This window comes from Crinalium epipsammum PCC 9333 (assembly GCF_000317495.1).
GTDB classification, from domain to species: domain Bacteria; phylum Cyanobacteriota; class Cyanobacteriia; order Cyanobacteriales; family PCC-9333; genus Crinalium; species Crinalium epipsammum.
Genome location: NC_019753.1, coordinates 4,314,947 through 4,327,527, shown reverse-complemented (window position 1 = coordinate 4,327,527; position 12,581 = coordinate 4,314,947). Strand labels below are relative to the sequence as shown.

The 12,581-nt window shown below is 39.9% G+C and carries 11 protein-coding genes; 5 read left to right on the top strand and 6 right to left on the bottom strand.

The genetic code is table 11. The annotated features are described in order from the left end of the window. Window positions 1-23 precede the first annotated feature (23 nt). Genes dnaJ through rsgA form a run of 3 tightly spaced genes read left to right on the top strand, consistent with a single transcriptional unit; the run spans window position 24 to window position 2,520 of the window. Window positions 24-1,151 (top strand): molecular chaperone DnaJ, encoded by a 1,128-nt coding sequence (dnaJ, locus tag CRI9333_RS18755; protein ID WP_015204746.1) that lies wholly within the window; start codon window positions 24-26, stop codon window positions 1,149-1,151. Beyond that, entirely contained in the window at window positions 1,148-1,417 is a 270-nt protein-coding gene (locus tag CRI9333_RS18750; protein ID WP_015204745.1) for a sulfurtransferase TusA family protein, read from the top strand. Before dnaJ ends, CRI9333_RS18750 begins: the two co-directional genes overlap by 4 nt. Next, window positions 1,414-2,520 carry a small ribosomal subunit biogenesis GTPase RsgA gene (gene rsgA / locus CRI9333_RS18745; RefSeq protein WP_015204744.1) on the top strand — a complete coding sequence of 369 codons (1,107 nt, stop codon included), beginning with the start codon at window positions 1,414-1,416 and terminating at the stop codon, window positions 2,518-2,520. Before CRI9333_RS18750 ends, rsgA begins: the two co-directional genes overlap by 4 nt. A gap of 184 nt (window positions 2,521-2,704) precedes the next feature. Here the strand turns inward: rsgA and CRI9333_RS25135 are convergent, their stop codons facing one another. The 3 genes from CRI9333_RS25135 to CRI9333_RS18730 all read right to left on the bottom strand — a co-directional run bounded on the left by CRI9333_RS25135 (window position 2,705) and on the right by CRI9333_RS18730 (window position 7,340). Continuing rightward, window positions 2,705-4,810 (bottom strand): tetratricopeptide repeat protein, encoded by a 2,106-nt coding sequence (locus tag CRI9333_RS25135; protein ID WP_015204743.1) that lies wholly within the window; start codon window positions 4,808-4,810, stop codon window positions 2,705-2,707. A 37-nt stretch (window positions 4,811-4,847) separates the two neighbouring features. Next, window positions 4,848-6,110, bottom strand: a complete 1,263-nt coding sequence (locus CRI9333_RS18735) for a DUF445 domain-containing protein (protein WP_015204742.1) — start codon at window positions 6,108-6,110, stop codon at window positions 4,848-4,850. 294 nt (window positions 6,111-6,404) lie between these two features. Next, entirely contained in the window at window positions 6,405-7,340 is a 936-nt protein-coding gene (locus tag CRI9333_RS18730; RefSeq protein ID WP_015204741.1) for a response regulator, read from the bottom strand. Here CRI9333_RS18730 and CRI9333_RS28170 point away from each other — a divergent pair. Further along, window positions 7,333-7,461 (top strand): hypothetical protein, encoded by a 129-nt coding sequence (locus tag CRI9333_RS28170; protein WP_269667459.1) that lies wholly within the window; start codon window positions 7,333-7,335, stop codon window positions 7,459-7,461. The two genes, CRI9333_RS18730 and CRI9333_RS28170, sit on opposite strands and share 8 nt — an antisense overlap. Window positions 7,462-7,799: 338 nt before the next feature. Further along, a complete protein-coding gene (locus CRI9333_RS18725; protein ID WP_015204740.1) occupies window positions 7,800-8,894 on the top strand; it encodes a RuBisCO accumulation factor 1 in 1,095 nt (364 codons plus the stop codon). Window positions 8,895-9,126: 232 nt separating this feature from the next. Here the strand turns inward: CRI9333_RS18725 and CRI9333_RS18720 are convergent, their stop codons facing one another. The 3 genes from CRI9333_RS18720 to CRI9333_RS18710 all read right to left on the bottom strand — a co-directional run bounded on the left by CRI9333_RS18720 (window position 9,127) and on the right by CRI9333_RS18710 (window position 12,511). Then, window positions 9,127-9,597, bottom strand: coding sequence for an MEKHLA domain-containing protein (locus tag CRI9333_RS18720; RefSeq protein WP_015204739.1), 471 nt, complete (start codon window positions 9,595-9,597; stop codon window positions 9,127-9,129). 106 nt (window positions 9,598-9,703) lie between these two features. Further along, window positions 9,704-10,405, bottom strand: a complete 702-nt coding sequence (locus CRI9333_RS18715; protein ID WP_015204738.1) for a class I SAM-dependent methyltransferase — start codon at window positions 10,403-10,405, stop codon at window positions 9,704-9,706. Between the two features lie 417 nt (window positions 10,406-10,822). Further along, window positions 10,823-12,511 (bottom strand): glycosyltransferase family 39 protein, encoded by a 1,689-nt coding sequence (locus CRI9333_RS18710; RefSeq protein WP_015204737.1) that lies wholly within the window; start codon window positions 12,509-12,511, stop codon window positions 10,823-10,825. Window positions 12,512-12,581: the final 70 nt, after the last annotated feature.

Sequence of the window (12,581 nt, the reverse complement as noted above, 5' to 3'; positions counted from 1 at the left end):
ACCCTAACTACTAACGCCCTAATATGGCCCGCGATTATTACGAAATTCTTGGTATCTCTCGTGACGCCGACAAAGAAGAAATTAAGCGTGCTTACCGCCGCCTTGCCCGCAAATATCACCCTGATGTCAATTCCGAACCAGGGGCTGATGAGAAATTTAAAGAAATAAATCGGGCGTATGAAGTGCTTTCAGAGCCAGAAATGCGTTCCAGATTTGATCGTTTTGGCGAAGCTGGTGTATCCTCTGCTGCTGGCGCAGGCTTCCAAGATATGGGAGATATGGGCGGATTTGCCGATATCTTTGAAAGCTTTTTCACTGGCTTTACTGGTAATGCGGGGCAAACATCAAGAAGACGTAACGGTCCAAGTCGAGGCGATGACTTAAGACTGGATTTGAAGCTAGAATTCCGCGAAGGTATTTTTGGCGGCGAAAAAGAAATTCGGATTCCCCATCTAGAAAACTGTGCTACCTGTAGTGGTTCAGGTGCTAAACCAGGTACAAAAGCTCGCGCCTGTTCGACTTGTAGCGGTAGTGGTCAAGTCCGTCGCGCTACTAGAACACCTTTTGGGAGTTTCACCCAAGTTTCTGTTTGTCCTACCTGTAATGGTGACGGACAGGTGGTTGAAGAGAAGTGCGAAACTTGTAATGGCTTGGGGCGGAAACAAGAAACTAAGAAACTCAAAATTACGATTCCAGCAGGGGTAGATAATGGCACTCGGCTGCGGGTTTCTAAAGAAGGAGATGCTGGTCTTCGTGGTGGCCCACCTGGAGATTTATACGTTTATTTGTTTATTGAGGAAGATCTGGAGTTCCATCGGGATGGAATTAATATCACCTCAGAAATTAAAATCAGTTATTTGCAAGCAATTTTAGGCTGTAGCTTAGAAATAAATACGGTGGATGGCCCCAAAGAATTGATAATTCCAGCAGGAACACAGCCGAATACAGTGCTGACGATGGAAAATCACGGTGTACCGAAATTAGGAAATCCGGTGAGCCGTGGAGATTTTTTGATTACAGTTTTAATTGACATTCCTACTAAAGTTACGCCAGAAGAGCGGGAACTACTGGAAAAGTTAGCTAAAATTAAGGGCGATCGCACTGGTAAAGGTGGCTTAGAAGGATTCTTAGGAGGACTGTTTCGCGGATGAGTAGTACCACCGCTTCAACGACTTCTGGCATACCGGAGGCAAAACTCGATCTTCGGGGTACTCCTTGCCCCATAAATTTTGTCCGTACAAAACTGCGCCTAGAGCAAATGACACCTGGATCTTTGTTAGAAGTATGGTTAGATCCAGGTGAACCGATTGAGCAGGTTCCTGACAGCTTGGTGATGGAAGGTTATAAAATTGAAGAGATCGCAGATTGTACTGGATTTTTTGCGCTCAAAGTGCGCCGACCAGCCGATTTAGCATGAGTGTCACAAAAGATCCAGCAAATCAACTGTTAGGAACTGTGGTAGCAGTCCAAGCAAATTATTATCAAGTTCGCTTAGATGCTAACCAAGATCGGATACCAGAAACAGATGACGCTAATCAAGCAAGGGAAAATTCTGCTTTTGGATATTTCCTGTTGTGTACTCGTAGGGCGCGGCTCAAAAAAATTGGTCAGCAGGTAATAGTTGGCGATCGCGTGGAGATTGAGGAACCGGATTGGGCTGGCGGTAGAGGTGCGATCGCTCAAGTACTGCCGCGTCAAACCCAGCTTGATCGTCCCCCAATTGCTAACACTGACCAAATTTTATTGGTTTTTGCCTTAGCTGACCCACCAATAGAACCTTACCAGCTAAGTAGATTTTTGGTGAAGGCGGAATTAACGGGTATAGACGTTTGTTTGTGCCTGAATAAAAGTGATTTGGTGACACAATTAGAGCAACAACAATGGCGCGATCGCTTACATGAATGGGGCTATCAATCTTTATTAATTAGCGCATACGCCCACACAGGTTTAGAGCAACTTTACAACCAGCTTGCCAATAAAATTACTGTGTTTGCTGGACCTTCTGGAGTAGGTAAATCAAGCTTAATTAATTATTTAATTCCTGATATTAATACCAGAGTTGGGGAAGTTTCTGGAAAACTCAGCAGAGGGCGACATACCACACGGCACGTTGAATTATTTGAATTACCAGGCGGTGGTTTACTAGCAGATACTCCTGGTTTTAATCAACCGGATATTGATTGTACTCCAGAAGAGTTAGCTGATTATTTCCCTGAAGCACAGCAGCGTTTAGCAACACAGAGATGCCAGTTTAACGACTGTTTGCATCGAGATGAACCTAACTGTGTGGTACGAGGAGACTGGGAGAGGTACGAGCATTATTTAGATTTTTTAGAAGAAGCGATCGTTACTCAAGCTCATTTGCATCAACAAGGTAATCCTGAATCTACCTTAAAGATGAAAACAAAAGGCGGTAAAAGCCAGCTAGAACCGAAGTTGGAAACTAAGAAATATCGGCGCGTTTCCCGTCGCACGCAGCAGCAAAATTTACAAGAGTTATATCAAGAGACAGATTTATAATTGAGGAGAGAGGGGAGATTTTATATATCATCTGCGTTTATCTGCGTAGCCTGCGGCAAGCGCTGACGCGCTATATCTGCGGTTAAATACTCTTAAAAGAACTTTTACCGATAGGCTCTAAATCTATTGAGCGTAAATCAATAGTTATAGCTTATTAGTCAACTATTAACCCAACCGCTTCTCATTAAAATAACCGCCAAATATTAGCCTTAATATTTTCCTCACTACTTCCAGTATCAATAATTAAATTTTCCTCATCCGAGCCGAGAGCTAGGGAATAAACTTGGCGCTCGTCATCTATAAAATAGGGTAGTGGATTGATACTGTTATTACTAATGCCACTAGCCAACATCTGCTCATTAGAATCGACATCAAAATCAAAAATGCCCTCATCATCATCTAGGAAATTTTCTGTTATATTACCTACAGACAACTGTAAAATATTGATAGCGCGATCGTAATCTGCCATAGCCATTCCATAATTTTCTAATTTATAATACGCATTACCTCGATAATTATAGAGATCTGCCCATTGTTGATTCATCTCTATTGCCTTGGTGTAATCCTCAATTGCTTGATGATATTCCCCCAATTCTGCATACGCAATTCCACGATTATAGTAAACTTCAGCAGAGTTAAAATTTATCTGAATTAGCTGATTAAAGTTTAAAATAGCAACTTTGTAATTTTTATTGCGAACCAAACTTATCCCTCGTTTATAGCAAGCATCCATCACATTAATTTGTCTATCATTCCCCACTGCAACCAAACATTGATTCAGTTTTTCTACATATTCTTTGTCTGTAATCATTACAACTGATTCCAATACGTCTAAGAGAGATGGCAGGGGCAGATCCATTACTCCTACACCATCAAGTTGAGGTAATTCACGCAGTTGAAACCAAGATTTAATCGAGTAAACTATTTGATTTATTGCCCAAGATTTATTCGGCAATTCAACAAAACTTATCGCTAAATCTAAAGCTAATTCTGGCATTAAACTTGCTCTGGTACTTTTTAAGGTTTGATAAATTTTTTGAAAATACCAAACTACTGCTTCAATCAGATTATGTGCTACTGCTTGATCAGGTACATTTTCAGTCAAATCAGGTAGTAAACTCGGCAATAAGGGGGGGGAATTGTGTTGAAATAGAAAATATTCGTCTGCTATCAATCCAGCAAATAAACAGTGGCAAATGCTTAAAATTTGACCTAGTTCTTCAACATCTTTTTTATTGATAAAATATTTAACTGCTAACTCTTTAGTCGGAATACCACCTTGTTGAAGTTGTTCCTCTAACTGCAAAGTTTCCCAATTTTTGATGTTATCTTTTCCATAAGTTTGATCGGCTTCCGACTCGCTGACTCCAGTTGCTATTAGTTTTGCCCTAATTTCTCTCCACTTCCTGGCACGATTTTTAGCAGATTCATATAAAATTTCTCGATAAGGTAGTCTAGAGATAATGGGGTCATAGCGATATTTTGACCAATTCAAGCCCCAGTAGGCAATTCTAAAATTGAGATAGTCGCCATCTACTTCTGATTCTAAAACTAACGTTGGCTCAGATTTCAGCACACTAAATAGCGCCTTAATACTAGCTTCACTGTGAAAAGACTTGCTTACCCAAGCACCAGCTAAAAAGTCTACCGTTTTGCCTTCTTGAGAATAGTTTCTAAAAAATTGTCGCAAACCTTCGGCTAAAGTTAATTCAATATTGGGAAAAATATTAGTATCATCATTAGCGTGAGAAAATTGCTCAAACTGAAATTTTGGGGGAGCTAAGAAAACTCGCAATGGTATAATGTTAGCGTCAGATTCTGACTTAAGAATATCTGATGCAATTAACCAGATAGCTAAATTTTCTAGTTGTTTTTGATCCTCAACTATTTTGAGAGATATTTGCCGTTGTTCAATGACGAGTTGCCGTTGCCGTTGATGGTTTAGTTCTATTATTTCTAACTGAATAGCTTTTTCTTGTTCTAATCTCCAAGATAGAAAATCGAACTGTTGGTCTAAACTTACAACTTTGGCGAACTGAATAAATGCTTGCAATTCATTTGCGAGTTCATCGCTAAGTTGCGCTTGTTCTGCCTTCCAGTCTATATTTTCTTGGTTTTGTAGGTAATACAGCTTTAGCTGTGCTAGATGTATTTCCTCTTTTTGCTCCGCCAAAGCAGAGTTTTCAGGTATGTCTAGATTTGTATCAGTTATATACCTGCTATGGGGGACAACAAAGTTTGCCGCCTTGACAACAGCTATACCTACAGTACTCAGCCATCTCCAGACCATCTTTTTATCCTTCAAGTTGTTTCAAGTGTGGCAAATTCTACTTGATTAATAAAATAATAGTCTGCATCAATCCTACTACCAAACCTAATACTCCCCCTAAATTAACAATGCCTTGTAACTCACTTTTCACAATACCTTGAATAGCGTTTTCCAGATCCGCAGGTGAAGTTGCTTTAACTCTATCAATGATTACCTGATCAATATTTAAAATCGGAATGATCTGTGCAACAATTTTTTCTAAGTCTTGCTCTAAATATCGCTCTAGAACTAAAGCTAGTTCCTGACTTATTAGCTCTAGCGAGGAACTAACAGCAGGAGATGTACGCAGGCGCGTGAGAATTAATTTAGCAATATTTTCCCAATCTAAAGATTCGCTTAAAGTTTCTAACCAATCACTACCACGTTCTTGAATAAAAGTGCGAACAGTGTCACGCATTGTCTTACGCAGTTGCCGCACTGTGGAAATGGGTAAATTTTGCAAGGAAAGATTTTGCATCCATTCCTGCAACCGCTCTTGCATCCGTAGTGATGTAATTAATTCCTCAATACGGGCATTGCTTGCTTCTTTTTCATCTAGGCAAAAAGTCCGCAAGCGCGTTAGGCTATTACGCAAACCTAATAAGTTGGCAACTACCCAATAAGTCCCACTGCTTTTTTCCCTAAACCCTTCATCAATTACTTGAATATTACGGTCTGTGAGGAAGTCTATTATAGCCTGCCGTATTACGTTTGGTGGCAACACTACCTCTAGTAGCCATTCAGAAAGTTTCCGCGCTTGGTCGTCATTTAGTTGGAATTCCAGCAAAATTTGGTCAAAAATCTGGTTAAGCTGGCTTTCTAAAAAATCTGAGCGACGGGATAATACTTTTAATAATCGTGCTAGAGATTGACCAAGTAAATCTCGAAGTATAGCAGCGAGAATTTTAGCTGTTTTCTGCTCTTTATCAACTTGGACTTGTTCTAACGCCAGTTTCAGTAGCCACATAATTGCTCCCTGAACTCGCTCAGTTTGCAGCAAACGCCGTGCTAATTTTTGTAACTCTTCTGGTGTTAGCAACGACCCCATGATTGTGTCAGATATCCGCTTTGCCAACCGTTCTTGGTTGCTAGGGATCAAACCTGGGGTGAAGGGGAGTTTTCGCCCAGCAAAGTAAATTGCTCGATAAGGGCGAAACAACATTTTGATGGCTATATCGTTGGTGAAATAGCCAATGACAGCACCAGCTACAGGAGGGGTAATGTAAAGCCAAAGAGTATTGAGATTCAATTCAGTCGCCAGTCTTGATGAGTGAGAAGGCAAAATCTTAGGCTTTGTCTAATTGCTCGATTTTGACTTCCGAATAATGTTTTAGTTTTTCAGCCTTCTTTAATTCTATTTGGTGATAGCTAAAACACCCATCCTCAAGTGGGAAAGTAAAGCAATTGACTTGTGGCACGTATTCCGTGTTTTACCCCACCCCAACCCTCCCCTTATAAGGGGGAGGGAGCATGATTTAGATTTAGAGGTGCATCGCCTTGCCAGCAAGCAATCAAATAACCAGCCTCCCCTGATAAAAGGGAGGGAGTATGATTTTTACTTGCCCTTTGGGTGGTGCTATTGATAATGTCGAGTGCTGGTAAGTGCTAAGGCGACTTGCTGGGCGGATAGGTGAATTAGTTTTAGTTCATCTTCTCGGAGTTTAGCAGGTTGCTTCCACTGGAGCGAGAGAATTGCCAGCACTTGACTACGATAAACTATTGGCACAACTAGATGTGCTTTGAGGTCTGTTGCTTGGTATTCTGCTAGTTCAGGTTCGGTACCGCTTACCCAAGCTTGAAGATTTTTTGAGGCGATCGCACGTTGTACTATTGGGTCTTTTTCTAGATTATTTACTATTACACTATCAATACTGTACTCAGCTTTGGCTGTTGTTAAGTTATTTTCCTCTACAAGTTGTAAAATGCAACCATCTGTGGCGAAACTCTCCCCAAACGCAGTAGCAATGGGTGATAGAGTATCTGCGACATTCGACGATTCCTGAGCGACAGTAACAATTGTTGCTAACAAATTTGTTTGTGCTTGCGCCCGATCTAGTTCCTCTGTTCTTTGCTTGAGCAAATCGTAAGTTTCTGCTGCACGTTGGACTACGCCTTTAAGCTCGTTAGGGTCCCAAGGCTTAGTAATGTATTTATATACTTGTCCAGAATTAATCGCATCGACCAAATCTTCGACATCAGTAAATCCTGTGAGAATAATCCGCACGGTATCTGGAAATTCGGGGACTGTCTTGCTCAAAAACTCTGTTCCCTTCATTTCTGGCATCCGTTGATCGGAGATAATTACAGCAACTTCGCCTTCAGTCGCTAGTAATTGCAAGGCGTGGACACCACTTTCAGCTTTGAGAACATTAAATTCTCTGCGGAAAGTACGGTAGAGCAGATCCAGATTATCTGGTTCATCGTCTACGACGAGCATCTTAGGTTTTTTGGGTCGATTGAGGCTCATTAACTGACGGGTGATACTATCAAGATCTGGAATAGCATTGTTCATAATAATAAAACATACTCCTTGGGGTAAATCAGGACAAAAAGTTTATATATACTGGACAGGTTCAGGCGATGTTTACGACGCTGCTCCGCCTACGCAAGTTTTTAGCGGTGATGGTCATTGATTAAGAATCATATCTGTAGTGAAGCTCAAATAGGTTAAGTTATAGTGTGGTTCTAAATCCTTTGCTCTCTATCGGGAGGAAAAATGTTTGAGAACTTCGCGATTTGTTAGTTGACTCTTATTTACATTTCGCATCCATAGTAGGAGATCAGGAATTTTGAGCTTTTGTCACGATTGGCGATGTCTACGACGGGCTACGCCTACGCACGCGGTAACTTTCCTATAAATAAGGATGTCCTGAACAGGATACATTTAAAAATGTGCAATCGCCACTTAGTAGCGTTGATCATAATTAATATTTAGATACCCTCTCTCCTCCCTCCTCCCTTTAACACCCCCATGACTGAAACACCATCTAACCTTCCTGATCCTAGCCTTCAATCTGCCGAAACTACAGAAAATCCTGAAGATTTGCTGCGCTTGCTGCGACGAAAAGAAGGCAATTGGGTAGTATGGGGACAGGCTTGCGCTAAGTTACAAAAACTCGGCTATAATACACAAGCGATTTTTGAAGCTACTGGATTTGAGCCAATCCAGCAAAATCAAATTATTGTAGCAGCGCAAGTTTATAACTCAATGCTTAATATGGGTGTGTCTGAGGAAGTGCGATCGCACTACGGGCGCATTGGTAGTGATAGTTTGTATGAATTGCGTATTTTAAACCAGGCAGAACGAGCTACAACTGCTGAATTCTTACATTCTAGAAATTTAAACTCAGAAGCAGCAAAAGAGGTTGCTAAAGCTGTTAAAGACTATTCCAGGTTTTCACAATTACCTCAAGGTTTTACTAATCATCCAGGGGATGCGGTAGCTTATAGTTATTGGAGATTAGCGAAACAGCAAAGTGATTTACAAGAGCGATCGCGTTTAATTGCTCGTGGTTTAATGTTTGCTCATAGCCAAACTGCAAGGCAACAAATTGAGCAACTACTAACTGAATTTACCATCACATCTCAGCGTCCTGCTCCTTCTTTACCCATTTATCGACTAGAAGCAGAAGAAGAACTACCTCGCCTGATACCCTTAGCTGGTCAGCTACCTATCACAGTAGCAGAGTTCCAACAAGCCAAGCAGATACAACCTCAAGGTGCTTTTCAGACAGTTCGAGCATCTGCAAATAGTGCTTGGGTATCTATACCAGGCTGGCAACTTGTATTGAAAACAGAAGACCCAGTAGCTATACTCTGTAACAATAATCAATTGCCTAACCAAGCTACTGCGAAAAGCCAAGAAACCCTCTTATTAATTGATCGTTCTCAGCAAGAGTGGGATGGCAACAGCTACTTTTTTGTAGAGCAATCTGGGCAGCTACAAATTCAGTGGTTCCCAGACGAACCCAATATTCCCTTGTTAGGACGTTTGATATTGATTTTGCGTCCAAAAAACATTTTGGATGAAGATACAAATAAGGATATTTGGCAAATTGATGAATAAATCAATTATCAATTAACAATTATCAATTATCAATTACCGGAAAAATGGAGTTTGAGGCTTTAAAAAAGTCAGGGAAGTTTTGTTTTCCATCGCTCAAGGCGCAGATCTTAGCTCATGTTCGCTTCAAGATTTACCATTAGAGTAGGTTGGATAGAACGAAGTGAAACCCAATATTCATATTTTTGCATTCGTTGCGCTACGCTAAGAGCTTGATAACAAGTTATCTCATCTTTTAAACGGGTGTATAATCAGAAAAAACGGCAGCTTGACCGCATATTTGATTATCTTCATTTAAAACATTCCAAATGATGCCATTTTTTATAAAAAAACGGTTTCCTGTGCGACTAATTCGCACACCTTGGTAGTGAGAAAAACCTTGATTTATAGTTTCTGCTAACAAGCGCTCGCGTTCCCTTTGTTCAACTGGTTCAGCACTTAAACGAGAAGGCAAACGGGTAAAATCATTCCAGGTCATTTGCCAAAGTTCTAAAGCTATTTGATTAGCATAGTTAAAAATGGGATCTGCTTCTGTTCCATGAGAAACAAGGACAAAATTGGCTTTAAATAAACCTTCTGCTTGCTCTATAGTAGAACCTGAGATGTCGATGAGCGATCGCCCTGTCCAATGCTGAAAACTTCGCAATAAGTATTGACTGTGGCAAATTATATCTTGCTGCTGCCAAGGTAGCTGATTATTATTCATTTAAAAAATTGGTATTAGGTAAGGTTGTAATCCGCCCAAAACGAAATTTTGGTTAATCTGAGCGCACATAACTATTCCTGCTTTAATCTTGCCCATATTAGAAACTTCAAAAAGTTACTTTATATAGCTCAAATAACTCTCCTGACAATTGTTTATTGATCTTGCCTCCAGCAGACTTAATAAGTTTTTCCCAGTCTGCTAGAGGCTCTAAAAATACTTCTGCACCCAACTCTGTTTCTAATACCGCCCAGTCTAACGCAAGCGGCTTTTCAGGGTTAAGCACATCAAAAACAAAAGAACTATGAGGTTTGAGTACCCGCTTGACTTCCTTGATCACATCTTGCCAGTAATCCAGGGAGTAATAGCAACTCCAACCTGTAGCGATCGCGAAATCGAATTGGGCATCATCATAACGTAACTGACGGGCAGCGCCTAATTCAACACCCTTGAACAACTTCGAGTTCAGTTGAGGACCGCGACTGATTAAGGCATCTCGTGCTACTGAACTAATATCTTGACCCGAAAAGAAAGCTCCCCATTCGCGCCAGGGATAGATGAGAAAGCTCACACCACAGCCGATATCCAAACAGTGCTGATTTTTTTGAGGTTGTTGTATTTCCCAGAAAGGAGAAGCAATTTTGGCAGCGAGATTTCCTGTCACCCAATCTCGATAAATCGGTAAAGTTTTTAGATCTTCAGGGAGTTCTAACGCTTCACCCCGATATTGTCGGTTAAAGCGAGTAGCAATACGTTTCTCCTCTGGTGTCAGGTTACTGATGAGTTGGTAATCGTTAGTTTTTTGAGACAAAGCGTTTTCTCGTCTAAGAAACTTTATAGTAGACCAAGCCTACTGTTACATTATTATGACCGTTTTGAGGATTAGCTAAACTACATATCCTATGTCTGCTTAAGCCTGAACATCTTAGAGCCGATCGGAAAAGTCCTTTTAAGAGATTTTAACCGCAGATAAACGCAGATAAACGCAGATATTTTCGGATAGGCTTTTAGTAGCGGTATATTTTCTGCCATACTCCTAAACGCTACCAATGTCGAAAGTAGTTAAAAGAGGAAGTTGCTTGCTTAAATCTTGGCATTTCATCTGCGAAAGTGTGCGTTTCGGGCATCCGCCCGACATGAATATCTGCTCACATCTGCGATAAAAAAAATTGTGATCCAGAGCAATAAATCTCATGTCAAGCGCGGTGGCGGTTGGTATAATTGTTAATTATTTCTGGCATTTATAAAGCTGATAAAAAGTTTTATTCATATATGAATGGTTAGAGTCAACTCCGCAAGAAATATTCTCTTCAATTATAACTTCTTTAGGGTAAAACAATGCTTTTATCCTATTACTAAAGACCCACAAAGCCAGATTTGATGTTGTTGTGATTGGCAATTGGGAAAGGTTTTGCCAAAATACTTCACGTACTGGAGTCTTAGGTAAAAACGCAAACGATATATCTGTGTTGTTTACCAAATCATTTACCCTAATATTGCTTAATGCTGACATAAAACTTAACTCTAGAGCTAAATCCTGAGAGTCACTATATTCAGCGACAACCATTAATGGAATAGGTTGTTTAATATTCAGGTTTTGGGCAACTTGTTCTGGTTTATAGGGTTTTTGATAAATTATGTTAAATCCTACTAAAATAGAACTAATGCAACCAACTAATACAATAATTAAAAATAAATGATGGTTAGGTAAAAAAATACTGGTTGGTTGTTTAATATTGATGGCGATACTAGCTGCGAATAAAGCACATATTGCTGGAAAGTAGACAAAGTGATAACGAGGTACAGCAGTAATATCCTTTTTCAAAAGATAACTAATTAAGATAAATTCTAACAGCACACCGATAATGAAACTACCCAGCGTAATAACACTTGGTTGAGTTGCTGGTTGCTGACAAAGTTTGTGTAATCCTTGGATAACTTGCCAGCCAAACCAGATAGCAAATAGTAGTGTTAGCAAAGCAGATGGAATCTTGATCCATATCTGTTGTTCTTCTACTGGTAACGAAATAACCATTAGTAACCAATTAATTACAATTTGGTAAAATGGAGTTATATTTTGTGGAGGTACAAGCCAGTTTGTTTCAGGTTGACCAAAATGTTTAATTAGTATTGGGAACCAAGGTAAATAGCTCAAGCAGATGCCGATAATTGTTAAGGTAGCAACTTTTATTTGTCTCTGGGAAGCAATTGTATGACGTTGCAAATAAAACAGTAAGGTTAGTGTGAATATTTGAGCAACTAAGGATAAAATACAAAAATAGTGGATGTAACAACTAATGCTGTTAAAAATACCCCACATTATCCAGATTAAAGGTCGTGGTGGTAATTGTTGATAAATGTCTTGTTGGATTTTGATGAGTGCTAGTAGTGCTAGGCTAATTAGTAATATTGCTAAGGTATAATGACGCGCTTCTTGGGAAAGGTAAACTCCAAAGGGAGAGACTGCCATAATTGCAGCCCCGATTAGTCCTGCGGTGGGAGAGAAAGCGATACCATTGAGGAAGTATACAACAGCGATCGCACATACTCCAAATAAAGCAGGAAGCGATCGCATTGCCCAACTCACAGTATTAAAATTAGGCTTAAGTAAGCTTAACCAACTGTTTAGTAAGCAAAAAAATATCGGCGGATGAGTAGACTGATTAATTAACGTCTGAATAACTACAGCACAACTAACTTCTTTTTTCAGCGTAAATAGCTGCTGTAATTGCTCAACACCAAACAACTCTAACTTGGGAACATCATCATAGCCATTTCCCAGAGTAACTAAAGCTGTAATTACCTCATCCAACCATAAAGGTTTAAAATCAAGATGCCAAAACCGTAAAGCTACTCCCAGGATAATTATCCCTAATAGCATTAAATAATGTCGTAAGCGTTTCTCGCTTGTATCCATATTATTGCTACTAAAAAAATAGTCATTGTTAGCTAATTGTAGTTACCTTTATAGGGGAATTAATAATTTA

What these genes read in the sequence shown, in the direction of transcription:
- dnaJ (WP_015204746.1), top strand. Translation starts at nt 24, where the DNA reads ATGGCCCGCGATTATTACGAAATTCTTGGTATCTCTCGTGACGCCGAC.
- CRI9333_RS18725 (WP_015204740.1), top strand. Translation starts at nt 7,800, where the DNA reads ATGACTGAAACACCATCTAACCTTCCTGATCCTAGCCTTCAATCTGCC.
- CRI9333_RS18710 (WP_015204737.1), bottom strand. Translation starts at nt 12,511, where the DNA reads ATGGATACAAGCGAGAAACGCTTACGACATTATTTAATGCTATTAGGG.
- rsgA (WP_015204744.1), top strand. Translation starts at nt 1,414, where the DNA reads ATGAGTGTCACAAAAGATCCAGCAAATCAACTGTTAGGAACTGTGGTA.
- CRI9333_RS18730 (WP_015204741.1), bottom strand. Translation starts at nt 7,340, where the DNA reads ATGAACAATGCTATTCCAGATCTTGATAGTATCACCCGTCAGTTAATG.
- CRI9333_RS18720 (WP_015204739.1), bottom strand. Translation starts at nt 9,597, where the DNA reads ATGAATAATAATCAGCTACCTTGGCAGCAGCAAGATATAATTTGCCAC.
- CRI9333_RS18750 (WP_015204745.1), top strand. Translation starts at nt 1,148, where the DNA reads ATGAGTAGTACCACCGCTTCAACGACTTCTGGCATACCGGAGGCAAAA.
- CRI9333_RS25135 (WP_015204743.1), bottom strand. Translation starts at nt 4,810, where the DNA reads ATGGTCTGGAGATGGCTGAGTACTGTAGGTATAGCTGTTGTCAAGGCG.